The organism is Paenibacillus sp. WLX2291 (assembly GCF_046603665.1).
GTDB lineage: Bacteria > Bacillota > Bacilli > Paenibacillales > Paenibacillaceae > Saccharibacillus.
In genome coordinates this window covers 5,559,271-5,575,753 of the sequence record NZ_CP176755.1, presented here as the reverse complement: position 1 = coordinate 5,575,753, position 16,483 = coordinate 5,559,271, and the positions used below count along the sequence as shown (strand labels likewise).

At 46.4% G+C, this 16,483-nt stretch carries 12 protein-coding genes; all 12 read left to right on the top strand.

Annotated elements, in window-relative coordinates; all coding sequences use genetic code 11:
* Nucleotides 1–882 precede the first annotated feature (882 nt).
* Nucleotides 883–1,617, top strand: coding sequence for a response regulator YycF (gene yycF, locus ACDE64_RS23825; RefSeq protein ID WP_411344525.1), 735 nt, complete (start codon nucleotides 883–885; stop codon nucleotides 1,615–1,617).
* Between the two features lies 1 nt (nucleotide 1,618).
* The gene (walK, locus tag ACDE64_RS23820; RefSeq protein WP_411344524.1) at nucleotides 1,619–3,469 is read left to right on the top strand and encodes a cell wall metabolism sensor histidine kinase WalK; all 1,851 of its coding nucleotides are present in this window, start codon (nucleotides 1,619–1,621) and stop codon (nucleotides 3,467–3,469) included.
* Nucleotides 3,466–4,803, top strand: a complete 1,338-nt coding sequence (locus ACDE64_RS23815) for a YycH family regulatory protein (RefSeq protein ID WP_411348591.1) — start codon at nucleotides 3,466–3,468, stop codon at nucleotides 4,801–4,803. Before walK ends, ACDE64_RS23815 begins: the two co-directional genes overlap by 4 nt.
* 227 nt (nucleotides 4,804–5,030) lie before the next feature.
* Nucleotides 5,031–5,777: a two-component system regulatory protein YycI gene (yycI, locus tag ACDE64_RS23810; RefSeq protein WP_411348590.1), complete on the top strand. Its 747-nt coding sequence runs from the start codon at nucleotides 5,031–5,033 to the stop codon at nucleotides 5,775–5,777.
* A 5-nt stretch (nucleotides 5,778–5,782) separates the two neighbouring features.
* Nucleotides 5,783–6,640, top strand: a complete 858-nt coding sequence (locus ACDE64_RS23805) for an MBL fold metallo-hydrolase (RefSeq protein ID WP_411344521.1) — start codon at nucleotides 5,783–5,785, stop codon at nucleotides 6,638–6,640.
* Between the two features lie 66 nt (nucleotides 6,641–6,706).
* Nucleotides 6,707–7,981, top strand: coding sequence for a S1C family serine protease (locus ACDE64_RS23800; RefSeq protein WP_411348589.1), 1,275 nt, complete (start codon nucleotides 6,707–6,709; stop codon nucleotides 7,979–7,981).
* 185 nt (nucleotides 7,982–8,166) lie between these two features.
* Entirely contained in the window at nucleotides 8,167–8,334 is a 168-nt protein-coding gene (locus tag ACDE64_RS23795; RefSeq protein WP_411346899.1) for a CxxH/CxxC protein, read from the top strand.
* Between the two features lie 519 nt (nucleotides 8,335–8,853).
* Nucleotides 8,854–11,019 (top strand): acyltransferase family protein, encoded by a 2,166-nt coding sequence (locus ACDE64_RS23790; protein ID WP_411348588.1) that lies wholly within the window; start codon nucleotides 8,854–8,856, stop codon nucleotides 11,017–11,019.
* Between the two features lie 1,111 nt (nucleotides 11,020–12,130).
* On the top strand, nucleotides 12,131–12,610 hold the full coding sequence (gene rlmH, locus ACDE64_RS23785) for a 23S rRNA (pseudouridine(1915)-N(3))-methyltransferase RlmH (RefSeq protein ID WP_411348587.1): 480 nt from the start codon (nucleotides 12,131–12,133) through the stop codon (nucleotides 12,608–12,610).
* A 95-nt stretch (nucleotides 12,611–12,705) separates the two neighbouring features.
* Nucleotides 12,706–13,032, top strand: a complete 327-nt coding sequence (locus ACDE64_RS23780) for a helix-turn-helix domain-containing protein (RefSeq protein ID WP_411348586.1) — start codon at nucleotides 12,706–12,708, stop codon at nucleotides 13,030–13,032.
* Nucleotides 13,019–14,419 (top strand): Fic family protein, encoded by a 1,401-nt coding sequence (locus tag ACDE64_RS23775; protein ID WP_411348585.1) that lies wholly within the window; start codon nucleotides 13,019–13,021, stop codon nucleotides 14,417–14,419. Before ACDE64_RS23780 ends, ACDE64_RS23775 begins: the two co-directional genes overlap by 14 nt.
* Nucleotides 14,420–14,594: 175 nt before the next feature.
* Entirely contained in the window at nucleotides 14,595–16,163 is a 1,569-nt protein-coding gene (locus ACDE64_RS23770; RefSeq protein ID WP_411348584.1) for an SAM-dependent methyltransferase, read from the top strand.
* Nucleotides 16,164–16,483: the final 320 nt, after the last annotated feature.

Sequence of the window (16,483 nt, the reverse complement as noted above, 5' to 3'; positions counted from 1 at the left end):
TTACTCAAGCAGCGTTGCCATACACATTGGCAACGCTGCTTTTTGCATGGTATTAATCCTATTTGACTCCATTCCCTCATCTCCAAGTACAATCCACTGTGACAGGTGACAGGTGACAGGTGACAGGTGACAGGTGACAGGTGACAGGTGACAGGTGACAGGTGACAGGTGACAGGTGACAGGTGACAGGTGACAGGTGACAGGTGACAGGTAGGACGTAAAAAGAATGCGGAACATAGTGACAAAGAATCGAAGGCATAAGGTCAACTACCTGCGAATCATGTGATCAAATTTCGCGTTAGAGTTCACGTTGTTTGCAAGTATAGAAGTCGATCTTTGATTCGCTCATATGTCTTAGGAGAAGTAATACAATAAACAATAGAGATGAACACATGAACTACAGCTTATTTTATAAAAGAAATTATGGTTTTGAGATGTGGTTTCAAGAAAGTGATCTAAAAGCCCTTCATCCAAATGATATAAATACCACTGAGCGGAGGGAAAGGAATGGGGATAAGGACGACTTATCGTGTTTGCGATTTTCAAACACGATGTTCAGTCAAAAGTGATTTTTGCGAATGCAAAATATCTTACTACTTCCGAGGGGCGGGAATCTACATTTATTCCCGATCCGTAGATTCCCGCGGCTCCACCTGAGTGAGGACGTTCCCCATCCTTTCCCGGAGCGCTGTGTGTCTCAGCAGATCATTATGCAAGTCCATATGAATCTCTACATAACTAACCCACTAATTTCAAAATAACTTTCCCCCTTAACAATACTTCAACACATAAGAATCAAGTGAAATCCCGCCCAACACAAGAACCTCCCCCGCGAATATGTTAAACTAAATAAATCAAAGTCATTATGAGGTGAATCCAGCCATGCAGGGAAAAATTCTGGTCGTTGACGATGAACAACCGATTGCAGATATTCTAAAATTCAATCTCGAAAAAGAAGGCTACGAAGTCATATGCGCCTTTGACGGCATCAGTGGAGTGGAGCAAGCCTTTGCAGAAGAGCCGGATCTGATCCTGCTCGATCTGATGCTACCCGGCAAGGACGGAATGGATGTGTGCCGCGAAGTACGTACGCGGCTGGATATGCCGATTATCATGTTGACTGCCAAGGACGCCGAGATCGACAAAGTGCTTGGTCTAGAGCTAGGCGCGGACGATTACGTGACCAAGCCGTTCAGCACGCGTGAGCTGCTCGCCCGGGTCAAAGCCCATATGCGGCGTCAGCAGAAAAAAGCGCCTGCCGCTACAGCGGTCAGCGTACCGGAAGAAGAAGAGAACAAAAATGGGCTGAGTCTGTTTGGTCTGTTTATCGATACGGATATGTATATGGTGTACAAGGACGGGGAACCGCTCGACCTGACTCATCGTGAATATGAGCTGGTGTATTATATGGCAAAAAATGCAGGTCGCGTGATGACTCGCGAGCATCTGCTACAGGCAGTATGGGGATTTGAATATTTTGGGGATGTGCGTACGGTCGATGTGACGATTCGACGCCTGCGTGAGAAGATCGAGGACGATCCGAGCAAGCCAGAGTATATTTTGACGCGGCGCGGACTTGGCTATATGATGCGCAGTCCCAAAGCGGGAGGCATGTAACGTGAAGCGCAGACTGCGGCTGCTGCCGGGCTTCAGCCGCACGATTCAGGCGCGGCTGATTATTATCTATGTACTGCTGATCCTGATCTCGATGCAATTGATCGGGGTGTATTTTGTCAGTGCGATGAAGAACTCGCTGACAAGCAATTTTACACAGGATTTGCAGCAGCGGGCACAACTGCTGTCCGTATTGATCGAGAACAAATGGTCTGGCAGTGGCGATACCTTTTCCAATTCTGTCGATGATCTCAAGCAGATTGTCGACAATTTGTACAATATGAGCGGCACCGAGATTCAGGAGATTCAGGTGCTGGATGCGAGTGGACGTATTCTTACGTCATCGCTGGACAATACGTCTGGCGTAGAAGCTCGCCGCAATACACAGACTGTCGTTAGTCGTGCGCTCCAAGGCATTAACAACAATGAAGAATACATTATCGACGATACGGGCGAGCGCAAGCGAGTGGTCGCCGAGCCGATCATTAGCGACAATCGCACGGTCGGGGCGGTGTATATCGTCGCGTCGATGGCGGATTTGTACGATACGATGAAGCGGATCAACGGCATTTTCCTGTACGGCATCTTGATCGCGCTGGTGATGACGGCGATTCTGGGCGTTATTCTGGCGCATACGATTACGCAGCCGATCAAGGAGATGACAAGGCGTGCGAAGCAGGTGGCGGAAGGCGAATTTGACCATCATATGACCGTGTACAGCAACGATGAGATCGGTCAATTGAGCGAAGCATTCAATTATATGACTGGACGTTTGCGTGATGCGTTATCACAGAATGAAGAGGAAAAAGAACGTCTGGCGTCTATTTTGAAAAATATGAGTGACGGCGTGATCGCTACCGACGAGCATGGCTGTGTCATTCTCGTGAACCGGGTTGCTGCTGCGATGTTATCTGCCAGCGAGCAGGATATGACGGGCAAAGCATTCATTGACCTGCTCCCTCTATCCGAAACCGAGCGTGGCAAATTGCAGGCAGGTACGCTACGTCAGATGATGCTGACGCTGAGCGAGCCGGACGAGAGCAGCAGTTCCATCGTACGCGTTACATTTAGCACCGTGCATCGCCGCAAAGATAGTGTTGCTGGTGTCATCGCCGTCTTGCAGGATGTGACCGAGCAAGAGAAGCTGGAAGGCGCGCGGCGCGAGTTTGTTGCCAACGTCTCGCATGAACTGCGCACACCGCTGACTACGATTAAGAGCTACACCGAAGCGTTGGAAGACGGGGCGCTGGATGAACGCGCACTCGCCGAACGTTTTATCGGTGTCATTCAAAATGAAACCCAGCGCATGATTCGACTGGTCAGCGATTTGCTGCATCTATCGCGTCTTGATTCCAGCGAAGCGACCTTGCGCAAAAAGCGTACAAGTGTATTGGAGCTGCTGGAAGATACGTCTGACCGCTTCTTTGTCCAAATGAAGCAAAAGCAGATCGGCTGTGATATCGATATTCAGCCGAATGTGGGTAGTGTGTGGATTGACCGCGATCAGATTGATCAGGTGCTGGACAATCTCGTGTCCAATGCGCTCAAATATACGATGGATGGCGGCAGTGTGACGCTCGGTGCATACAGCACTAAGGATGACATGCTGGCAATCTTTATTCAGGATACCGGGATCGGGATTCCACAGCAGGATCTGGCACGGATCTTTGAACGCTTTTACCGGGTAGATAAGGCGCGTTCACGCAATATGGGCGGAACCGGGCTTGGTCTGTCTATTGCCCAGGAAATAGTGCGCGCACACAACGGCTCCATTGCCCTTGATTCCGAGCTGGGACAAGGCACAACAGTAACGGTATTGCTACCACTGCATGAGGAAGGAGAGGTGGAAGAATGAGGGAGAATATCAAGTCCGCCTTGCTAGCTATTCTGATTATCATCAGTCTGGTGCAGAGTTACTTCCTCATTTACCGAATGCCGGGTGCGGATTCGGTCGTTAATTCCGAATCCGGCTATGTGCAGGCGGAAGATATCGGTCCACACTCCAGCATCGAAAATATGCTATTTCCCGATAAAATGATCATTCATATGACTGGCGACCGGCATACGATCTTCTATCCGTCGTCAGATGCATATACTACGATTTATAATGGACTACGTGAAAATAGCTTTGGGCAGTTCCGCCGTCTGTCCGTACAGAGCATCGATTGGAACACGGTGCGTAGCGATGATGGGATCGAGCTGACCTTTGGCAGTGGCATTCCGGTCAGTTTGCTGGAACGCAGCATGAAGCTGAATCCAGATTCGCTGTTTGAAGGTGATTCGGTGAACCGGATCTGGATCTATAACTCATCGGAAGATCGCCAGACCAAGGCATTCTTTTTCAGTGCGAGTGGTGATGTGGTGTATGAAGCCAACGATCTCGATCTGAAAAGCGAGCAGATTACGCGTAATGTGCTGCTTGGCGAGAATAGTATGGGCTATGAGTATACGACTGGTGGCTATTACATCCCGCAGAGCAGTCTGAGTATTCCGGCAGTGACGCTAAAGCTGGACAGTCTGACGACGGAGCAGATGCAGCGCAATCTGTTTTTCGATCCGGGTGCGATTCGCAACATTAATGAACAGAACGGCATTGAAATCTATACCGATAGCAAGCGCAGTTTACAAGTAGATACATTGCAAAAATGGATGACCTATACCGATCCGACTGCACCGACTACTGGCAGCAACAACAATTCGGACAATGTGCTGTCTGCGGTTGATTTTGTCAATCAGCATGGCGGTTGGCCGGGTACGTATATGCTGAATATCAATAACGGTAGCGATAGCAAAGCCGGATTTATTTTCCGCCAGTATTATCGTTCGTATCCGGTCATGGAGACGGATAAGGTGAAATTTGGCTATATGCGCCTGGTAGTGGAGCATAATACGGTATCCTCGTATGAGCGCTCGATGCTGTATTTGACCACCCCTTCATCCGGTAGCGATACAGCGTTATCGACTAAAACTGATTCTACTGCGGGGCAATCCACCACCGCATCCATGCAAACTTTGCCTGGCGGACAAGCGTTAGAGAAATTGCTGAAAAGCCAGATTCCAGTAGGCAAGCAGGTTGTCGATCTGTCACCTGCCTACCGACCGACACTAGGCAATGGGGTTGTTGTACTGACGCCAGTATGGATGGTGAAATTGCAGGATGGCAGTACGCAACTGCTGAATAGCAAGTGAATGTGATTATGATTATGGGATTGCAGTTACTTGTTAGTTTTGTTCATTCCGTATTCGTTCATTCAGTAGATAGTAGAAATTCAAAAATATACAATGGATTGCATATGTACACGTATAGATACAATTATTGTCTCACATACAATGCTAGATGAATTTGTATTATAATCTGCGAGAAATTGCCCGCTTACACACGATACTACGTGCAGGCGGGTAGATAGGAGGAACAGATGGACTGGGGACGTGCCAAAACAGTACTGATCGGTGCCTTTTTACTGCTGAACCTCATATTGGGATACCAGCTCTGGATGGATATTCGCGATCAGGCACAGTCCAATCTGGATATTGCCTCACTCAGCGAGAATGCTCAGCGTGCGTTGGAGGATAAGCATATTCAAGTGAATGCGCAGATTCCGCGCGATACGCCGATTCTAGGTCCGATTCCGTATCGCGATACGACACCAGTGAACAGTGAGCCGATCCAACTCAAGCGAGCGGCAGATAGCCAATTGATTTTTAATGAAGAGGAATTAAAAGAGCAGCTATCGACGGAAATCCCTCAATTTTCCACATATCAGTACGATGCGCTTATTGCAGAAGAAGGCGTTTTTGCTATGCATCCGCTCATAAATAATGATTTACCCCTGTTTAATATGAATCTGGAGCTGTATTATAGTAATCAGAAGATTCATTCTTACCTTGCTCCGCAACTCACGTTGCAGCAGGATGAAGCGGATGAGCCGAGACAGGAGATTCTGTCGGCATCAACCGCACTTGGAACTGTTATTGAACATGATCTGCCGGAAGGGGCAGTTGTTAAGGATATTACTCTGGGCTATTACGGACAGAGCACCGGTGATAATAGTATGGTCGCGCTACCGGTATGGCGAATTGCGCTGGAAAGTGGCGCATTCTATTATGTACAGGGAATCAGCGGGGAAGTGATCGTTACCCCGTCGTCACAAAATGAGGAGTAGGATATATGATAGGCACAGGCATACAATTTACAGTATTATCGAGTGGTTCGACAGGCAATGCGACCATCGTTCGAAATAAAGATGCAGCCCTGCTGATCGATGCGGGTCTGAGTGCCAAGCGGATCGACGAGCTGATGAAGGAGCGCGAATTCAGCGGTGACCAGCTGCAAGGCATTCTGGTCACGCATGAGCACTCTGATCATGTACGCGGACTCGGTGCTGTAGCGCGTAAATATGGACTGCCCATCTACGCCAATGAGAAAACATGGATGGCGATTGAGAAGGCAGTTGGCAAAATCACCCCGGAGCAAAAGCAAGTGATGCAGACTGGTGATTTTCTAAGCTTTGGCTCGCTACGAATCGAATCGTTCGGCATCTCGCATGATGCGGCAGAGCCAGTCGGATATGTGTTCAAAGATGGTGAGCAGAAGCTCAGCCTAGCAACTGATCTCGGTTATGTGAGCGACAAGGTGATGCAAAGTATATCCAACTCGGATGTGCTGGTGCTGGAAGCGAATCACGATATCGAGATGCTGCGTATGGGACGTTACCCGTGGAATACGAAGCGCCGCATTCTCAGCGATGTTGGTCATTTATCCAACGATGCAGCCGGAACGGCATTAAGTGAACTGCTATGCCAGAAAATGAAGCGTACGTACCTCGCGCATCTTAGTCTGGATCACAATATGATGGAGCTTGCCAAGCTGACCGTACGCGATGCGATGGAAAGCCGGGGCTGCTTTTACAAAGACCATGAATTTCAATTATGTGAAACGTATTATAACCGTCCCACTCCATGGGATGCGCTGAGCGACATTCGCCAGGCGGAAGATTCGGTGCAGGTAATCCCATCCAGACCATGACGGAAGCCGGAAGCGACAGCAGGAACGCTGCAACAGTAGATCAGGCACAATAGAGGAGCGATGAGCATGGCGTTATTTGATGATGATTTCTATTCAACCAAAGTCCGTAGCTCCAAACGCGGCGTCTCCTCTTCGCGTAAATCATACCCATCGCTTCGCTCGCCGGCGGGACGGAAACGTACACAAGCGTCCATGCTGAAGGTGGTACTGGTCAGTGCAGTCACAAGCGCAGTTACCGTACTTGCGGTTATGGGTGGCTTGTTGTGGTATCACAGCAACTATTCCGGTGCGGCGACAGCGAGTACAGCCATACCCGTACAGCAGACGGCAGGCAGTCCATACGAGCAGCTCATTCAGGTTGCTGACAAAGTACGTCCTGCGGTCGTCAGCATTGTGAACTATCAGGAAGGTCTGGAAGAGCAAGATATAACCGCGCTGGATGAGTCCGCGCTCGGTTCGGGTGTCATTTTCCGCAAAGATGGCGGCAAGGCATACATCGTCACCAACAATCATGTTATTTCCGGTGCAGATGAAGTCGATGCCGTATTGACTGACGGCACGATGTTGAAGGCAAATGTCGTCGGGGCGGACTTTATTAGTGACATCGCTGTTCTGTCCGTCGATAGCAAGGATATCGATACGATCGCCGCGATTGGCGACTCGGATCAGCTGCAATTGGGCGAAACGGTGATGGCGATTGGCAATCCACTAGGGTTTAATGGTACGATGACATCAGGGATTGTGAGCTACGATAATCGGCTAATCCCGGTATCGCTGAACCAAGATGGGAATTACGACTGGGAGCAGAACGTGATTCAGACGGATGCGGCGATCAATGAAGGCAATAGCGGCGGCGCGCTTGTGAATCTGCGCGGCGAATTGATTGGCATCAATACGATGAAGATCTCTGATACGGGTGTAGAAGGACTGGGCTTTGCGATTCCGATCAACGAAGTGATGGACTACGCCAAGCAGCTGATGGCTGACGGCAAGATCAATCGTCCATACCTCGGCGTGTACAGCATGGATCTGGATAGTCAGTATGCCTATCGCTCGTATGATGAAGAAGAGGAAAATGACGCGCCGAAGCCTAAGCTGCCGGACGACGTCACTCAAGGCGCAATCGCGATGGAAGTGAGCGGCCCCGCTCAGGAAGCCGGTCTCAAAGTGGACGATGTGATCGTACAGCTGGACAAGCAGAAGATTACATCCACCCTCGATCTGCGCAAATATTTATACAATCAAAAGAAAATCGGTGACGATATCAAAATAACGTATTACCGCGACGGGAAAAAGGACTCGGTTACAGCCAAGCTTCAGGAAACCCCGGATCGCGACTGAATAATACCCTATCTATGAACAGAACATCGTCGAATGAAATCTTTGCTCCGGCGATTGAATCATACACAAACCGCGTAATGGTGAACAACACGGTAATAGAGGAAACGATGAACGTATATATCAAATGTTGAAGTGACGGTAACGGAATTGTAACGTGCACGGAAAGAGGGACAGTTGGAATGCTAATGTATGTAGTATGCAAAGAACATGTGGAAAAAGCGCTTGAAGATTTTGTAGATGAATACGAAGATGCACCAGATGTAGTGGATCTGAAGGAAACGGAATTTTCCGATTGGGATCCACCTGCGAAATGTATCTATTGTGAGCAGCACGGCGAATTTCTCGTTGTCTGATTACCCTGCCGGTCCGGATTGCTCATGAATCTGCCTGACCACGGAGCTATAAAAGGATACCGGTTACTGCCTGTTTGAGTAGGTATACAGTAGCCGATGAATATGAATGCGATATACTATGATAACTAGCCAGACATTCTTACAGTAGCGCGTACAGATCATGAACAGAAGGGGCAGGGACCGGTTGGATAGGGTCCTTGTTTTCCTATGTCTAGCGCCAGATACATCCAGTTTTGCGCTTATTTGGAATGTGCGGACAATTTACGACTTTGCTGTAAATTAATTTTAACTGGTTTGAGACGATTACAGCAGCATACTTGGATATAATGGGTCATGTCGGTTCCTGCGAGCAAGGAAACAAGCAGCACGGGATGAATAATGACCTCTGGAAAGGATAATTGAATATGAACGACATCAAGATACGGACGTTACGTACAGACATGCAGAATGCGAATCGACGGTTGGAACAAATAGATGCCTTGCAAGAAGGCTTTAACATACATAGAGGGCGGTGGACATATGATGTCGTCTAAGCCGCTCCAGCAACACCGCTATATGCCCGGACTGGATGGTCTGCGCGCCTTCGCGGTGTTGGCGGTTATTTTGTATCACCTGAATACGGACTGGGCACCGGGCGGGTTGCTCGGCGTAGGCATCTTTTTTGTACTGTCCGGTTATCTGATCACGGACATTCTCGTCAGTCAGTGGGAGCGCAATCGCCGCATTGATCTGGTCGACTTTTGGAAACGACGGGCGCGGCGTCTGCTGCCCGCCATGTACGTCATGATTCTGGTCGTTGGACTGTGGTGTCTGATCGGGGATCATGCCAGATTGGCGTCCTTGCACGGAGATATTCCGGCAGCACTGTTGTATGTGAGCAACTGGTGGTTTATTTTTCATAAAGTATCGTATTTTGAAAGCTTTGGCCCGGCTTCGCCGCTCGGTCATCTCTGGTCGCTGGCGGTGGAGGAACAGTTTTATCTGTTATGGCCGTTTGTGCTAATGCTAGGGCTGAAATTTCTGCCGAAGCGTGCCAATCTGTCTGGCTGGATCATGAGTCTGGCGTTCATCTCGGCGCTGCTGATGGCAGTGCTGTATGTACCCGGAACCGATCCAAGCCGTGTATATTACGGTACAGATACGCGCATCTTCGCCCTGCTGATCGGCGCATCGCTAGCAGTGGTGTGGCCAAGCATCAAGCTCAAAGCGAATGTATCCGCACCTGCACAAGGATTGCTGGATGCCGTCGGCTTGGCTGCCCTGATCGTACTGCTGTGGTCGATCTGGCATACAAACGAATACGAGCCGTTTCTGTATCGAGGCGGACTTGTACTCATCTCTATCATCACCGCTATCCTGATCGCCGTACTAGCGCATCCGGCAAGCCGCCTTGCTGTACTCGTCGGCTGCAAACCATTGCGCTGGCTCGGACAGCGTTCATATGGACTGTACCTGTGGCACTTTCCGGTGATCACTCTCAGTACACCACAGGTCGACACCGGCGAACCATCTGTGATCAAAGCGATCATTCAGGTTGCTGTCAGCATCGCGCTTGCTGAGCTGTCCTATCGATATGTGGAAGAACCGATCCGCCTTAAAGGATTCCGTTATTCCTTCGGACGTATCGGCAGTTCCAACTGGCGCAATTCGCGCGGCTGGATTATCGGTGGCTCTGCGGCAGGTATCTTCATTCTATCTGCTGCTGTACTCGGACATCTGCTATCGTCGACTACGACGGCAGAAGAAACCGCAGAAGCACAGCAACCGCAGAGCGTCTTCATTACTGGATCAAGCCAGACGACACCAACGAACGTATCCCACTCGTCCAAGGACAAAGATACGGATGCAGCAAGTGGCATTACGGAAAATGACAATAGCAAATCGGACGATAAACCATCCAGCGAGTCCGACCAAAGCGGCACGTCGTCGGATAACAAGGACAAGGATGCAACCGATCCTGCATCTACCGATGCAAGTACAGACGCTAATACAGATTCCACAGAAGGTAGTCATTCTTCTACGGATCACAATACAGATTCATCGTCCACTGGAACGGACAAACCGTCATCCGGCAGAACCAATGATCAGGATTCCCAATCAAACGGTTCATCCAGTGAGTCTAAAGATAACAGTAGTGGCGACAGCGACAAACAAGACTCTTCCAACACATCTCTACCAGCCGCTGCAACCAAGAAAACGCTAGATAAAATCACCTCCGGCAACAACGTCACCGCGATCGGCGACTCCGTCATGCTGGACGTGGCGCATTACATGACCCAAACGATGCCCGGCATCACCATCGACGGTCGCGTCGGTCGCCAAATGACCGAAGCTCCGGGAGTCGTACAGCAGCTGCGTAGCGGCGGTCACCTCGGTTCCACGGTCATTTTGGAACTCGGTACGAACGGTTCGTTTACCCGTGAGCAGCTGGAAGATCTGCTGAGCGAATTGGGAAGCGCGAAGAAGATCGTGATGGTGAATACGCGTGTACCGCGTTCATGGGAAAGTATCGTGAATGATACGATCAACGCGGTAGCGGCGGACGACCCGCGTATTACGGTGGTGGACTGGTACTCGGCGAGTAAGGGGCAGAACAGCTTCTTTGCTACGGATGGTGTGCATGTGAATCCAGCGGGTGCAAAAGTATTTGCGACGATTGTAGCGCAGGCAGTGAAAGGGAAATAATTTATTTTACACAATATTCCAATAATGTATTAAATATTGAAGTTGGAATGACGATAATAGTAGTGAATGCGATATAGCGTGGCAAGTGCTCCCTTTGTGCTGACCGGATGGTTGGTGTGGAGGGAGTTTTCAATTTTGTGGGGTGGTTTGGTGAGGCTCCTTGACTGAGTTTGGGTGGATAGGGCGGACAGCACTGCGGAAAGGAATAAGGGAACGCACTCCGGTGGAGCCGCGGGAATCTAAGGACTAGGAATAAATTGTAGATTCCCGCCCCTCCAAAGCGGTAAGATATTTTGCTTTCGCAAAAATCACTTTTCATTAAACACCGTGTTTGAAATTCGCAAACACTATAAGTCGTGCTTTTCCCTTATTTCCTTTCCTCCGTTCCGTGCGTGTTGCATCCATAATTAATGAATGGGGATTATACGGCGGTGGAAGACTCACCAAACCACGGGGAGGAGGGTGGGAAGAGTACGCTGTTCCAGCGTATTGGGGCATGTGGTGGAGCACGTGGGCAGATATTTTATATTGAGTAATATATTGGTGTATAGTGCCTAGATGATTTTTGTTGATGAGAATTTGATTGGAGTTTTTCATACTGAGATGAGTATCTTTATAAGATAATTATGTGTAGTAGGTATATAGTTTGTGCGGTATATAGATTATAAGGAAGATTAGTGTATAGAGTGGAATGTTGGTCAAATATTGTTGGTTTTCTATATTTGTAGTTTTTTTTTCTCCGAACCTTAGTCATTTGTGTTTTTATTCTTATTATCTATTTGTTGTTTATACATAGTTAAGTATAGAGATGTATTGATTTATTCAAAAAAAATTTGCTTAAAGAAAATGTGGAGTGAAGTGAGCATTATAAAGATTTGAAAGTTGGTAGTTGATTGAAGTACAGTTCGTTGAAGAATCCTCATGTATTGGGTTGGAATATGTTAAAGGTTTGCTGGGGGTACATATGAGTTGTGGCGTATATGGTTGAGAGATTGAGTTCAGTTACATACACGAAAAATGCAGACAGGGTTGTGGGAATCGCGATATAGTGGGGTAGTGATTGTTGGTCGTGAGAGTTGTGGAATGATTGGACTTTGAAAAGGGGTAGGGTATGCATATTCAGATTATTGGTGTCGGGAAGTTAAAAGAGAAGTATTTGGTGCAGGGGATTGCGGAGTATAGTAAGCGGTTGACGCCGTATATTAAGTTTCAGATGACGGAAGTGAATGATGAGAAGGCGCCGGATACGCTAAGTGATGCTGAGGTGAAGATTGTGAAGGACAAGGAAGGCGAACGGATTTTGGCGCAGATCAAGCCGGATGCGCATGTGGTGGCGTTGACGCTGGACGGGAAGCTGTGGAGTTCGGCGGAGATGGCGGCGGAGATTGATCGACTGGGAACGTATGGGAATAGTCATGTGGTGTTTGTGATCGGTGGCAGTCATGGGATTGGGGATGAGGTGCTGAAACGAGCGCAGCAGCGGCTTTGTTTTGGGCGAATGACGCTGCCGCATCAGTTGATGCGGTTGGTGCTGGTGGAGCAGGTGTATCGGGCGGTGAAGATTAATCGGGGGGAACCGTATCATAAGTAAGAATGACGATATTAGTTTTAAGTCGAATATAACTATTTGTTGCGATTGTCAATAGTTCGTTTATAATAAAGTTATATGAAAAGGAGTGGAAACATATGGAAAGGTTTAATTCTATGCGTGCAGCTGATTGCCGAGTAGGGCTGAACTTGACTTTGAATTATGTAGCAAACTTGTTAAGAATTACTGAAGATGAATTGAAAGCAATTGAAGAAGGAACATTATACCCAGAAATACGAATAGTTAATTTTATGCTCGAAATTTATGGTTGTTCAAAAGAATACTTGCTATCAGAAAGTGAAGAATGTCAAACTGTTATTTTAGCAAGGAACGGTGCTCACATAGCTGAGTCTGATCAAAAGCAAGTTCTTGAGTTCCTGGCCTTCCAGAAGCAAATTTCTAGACAAGTGTATGATGTCAACTAAATTAATAGGCCTCAGAACTATCAGTCAAAGCTGTTCTGCCAGGGAATTAGCTGATAGAGTTCTAGAGGTCTATTTTAATGAGAAAAAACCTGAATTTCCTATAAATATATTTAAAATGCTTTCTGACTTTAAAGTCTACTACCAATTTAGACCGTTTAAAGATATAGAAGGTGTGTATTCGCCAGATAGTGAAAATGTAGTTGCTACAGTAGCGATCAATTCAAAAAGACCTTATGAAAGACAAAGATTTACTGCTGCGCATGAGTTATGCCACCATTTAAAAGATCATTCTGTCAGTATTAGTCCGACTAGAACGGATGATCCCATAGAGAAGTTTGCTGATAATTTTGCTGGTCACTTACTTGCTCCTGAAAAGTATCTTTTAGGTTTTGCTCAGACTTATGAGAATAATGAGGGATATTTGGAGAATGACGATGTACTTAGACTCAGTATAGTTTTTGGAGTAAGCTTCATGAGTCTTTACTGGAGGCTACTCAATTTAAAAAAAATAAAGGAAAAGCCTACGAAAAAGTTTTTCGAAAAGTATAAAGCTTTCACAAGAATCGAACAACTCAATCTAGCTAAACAGGACCCTACTTTTCTTGCTAATATTGTAGATTCATACTCTTACATTCCTCAGAAAGATGTAAGCCCGCACTGGTTAAAATTGAAAAACCATCTTATTTATAACGATGGAAGAATAGAAGGGCTGGATTTAGAGTTAGAAGAAGTAGCCGAGATATGTACAGACCTAAGAATAGAGCAACGTAAAAGCAAATATTTTAAAGATTATGGAGAAAACAAGAGTATTATAGAAACAGTAGGTCATTATTTTATATGTAACCATATCTTCAGAACTCAACAACTTCCTGATCGTTATGAGTTGAAGGAGTTACATAAATTTCTATTCAAGCTCTCTCCAAATCCCGAATTAGCAGGAGAATTTCGAACAAATGATAATGAAATATCTGGTGCTCTTATCCGTACAGTACCGTATCAGAAAATATTAGAAGAACTGTATTATTTGGATCAAGAAATTTTAGAATTATTAGAAGAGATAAGCGCAATCTCTTATTCTATAGTTCTTGAAAAAGCTGTTAAAATACACCATAGGTTAACTCAAATTCATCCCTTTAACGATGGAAACGGACGTATCTCCAGAGCATTGATGAACTGGTTATTAAAGCTTAGGAATTTACCTCCTGTATATGTAGAAGTATCTAAAAAAGAAGATTATTTTAGGTACCTAGAGAGAGCAGACGAAGGGGATATTAAGGGACTAGTTCACTTTTTCATGGAAATTTTATTGAAAAATATGATAATAAGCAATAGCGAATTAAGTCAAAATAAAGAGCAGCATTATGTGTTGGGAACGCCTGATGTTTAAAGTGAGTAAAAGATAAGAGACTTATGTATTTTAATGAAGCCTCTTATTTTTTTTGGTTTGTATTCAATTATATTTTTCTATTTGTATAATGCGTTTTCCATTACATGAATAGTCGATAAATTGTCTGAGTATTACAGTTGAATTTGAATGAAATGAAGAAAGCAGGGTCTTCTACATGACAAGCAACATAGAACAGCGTTACCGATTCAGTGAGGCGCCGATCTGGGATATTCAGCGCCAGTATTATGAAGAACAAGGAACAAAGGCTTGGAAAAACAATCAGGTTCCTCAATACATTACGAGCAACCCGATGATCGCTGCCACCTATGCGGAAGTGCTATTTGGGTTTCTGCAAGATCGAGCGAATAAGGGAAATGGTGCCGAATCTGAGCCTATCATTATCGTAGAGCTGGGAGCAGGAGCAGGGCGGTTTGCTTATCACGTATTGCATGAGTTATGCCAGCTTCGTGACTATGCGGGCATTGCATTGCCTTCGTTCCGCTATGTGATGACGGATTTGGCGATGAACAATGTATTGGCGTGGCAACAACATCCCGCTTTGCAATCTTTTATTGCCGAGGGATTACTGGACTTTGCGCAATATGATGCGGTTCAGGATACAGAGCTACATCTTGTTGTATCTGGCACTACGATTCGTGAAAAGGAATTGCAGCAACCGCTAGTTATTATTGCGAACTATTTTTTTGACAGCATTCCGCAAGAGCTACTGTATGTAGGTGGTGGCAACATTTATGAAACCGACGTGCATGTGCAAGGTCTGCAACATTCGGAGTCCGCAAAACCGTCAGGCTCGTTGAAGAACATACAGCTACGTTACGAGCATCGACGCGCGTCTGAATACGAGCAACCCACATATCCTTATCGCGATGTGATTGCGCTCTATCGGGAGCAGCTGGAGGACTCGCATATTTTGTTTCCTGCTGCTGGATTAACATGTTTGGAACGATTGAATCGTTTATCGCAGTCAGGATTTGTCTTGATCTCGGCTGACAAAGGTGATCATTTGCTGGAGCAATGGAGGTTCGCGGAACCGCCGGAGTTGATCTTGCATGGCGGTAGCTTTTCGTTGACGGCGAATTATCATGCGATTCAATATTTCTTTGAGCAGCAAGGTGCATTGGCGTTATTTCCACCGCATCATTACAAAAATATCAATGTCGGCTGCATCTTCCATGTGGACGCACCAATGGACTACGTGCATTCAAGATTGTCGTACCGTCGCTGTATTGAACGGTTTGGTCCAGATGACTTTTTCAATATCAAGGTATGGGTCGATCGCCATATCAAGAGTATGGGCATGCAGGAGTTGCTAAGCTTTTGGCGGTTGGGCGGATATGATTCAGAGTTTTTCATCCAGAGTTTGAAGCAAATCTCGCATCTGTTGCCGGATGCAGCGGACGATGAATATGAGGATCTGTGGATGGGTATTCAGAAGATGTGGTCATCGTATTATATTATGGAGCAGCGTTACGATCTGGCGCTTGATATCGGACTGATTTTGTTTGAAATGGGGATGTATGAACAATCCAAACGTTTCTTGGGAATCTCGGTACAGGAAGATCAGGACGAGATCATATCGACGGTGTATTACTGTCTGGCGCTGTGCTGTTTTGAATTGGAGATCGAAGACGAAGCATGGATGTATGTGCGGAAATTGTTGGAAGTCGAGCCGGATCATGAAGAAGCGTTGGCGTTGATGAGCCAATTTGAGAGTCATTCATAAGCATGGAATAAAAGGTACCCATTATTAATATAAGGTAAATAGTATAATCATTAACCGCAAGCTTTTATAAACCAAACGATATAATCTAACTTAAAAAACACATCCCCCTTTATTCAGTAAAAACTAATTTTAAGGTAGAGGATGTGTTTTTTGTTCGTTTCTTTTTCTTTGGAAGTTACATTGCACTCTATGCTAAGTCATATCTAACAAGAAAGCATAAAAGAGATATAGCATTTTATCGACCAAAAAGCATAATCAGCTATCTGAAGAACAGGAAGAAAGCTATCTGAAGAAAAAGAAGAACGATCGGTGAGAATCGC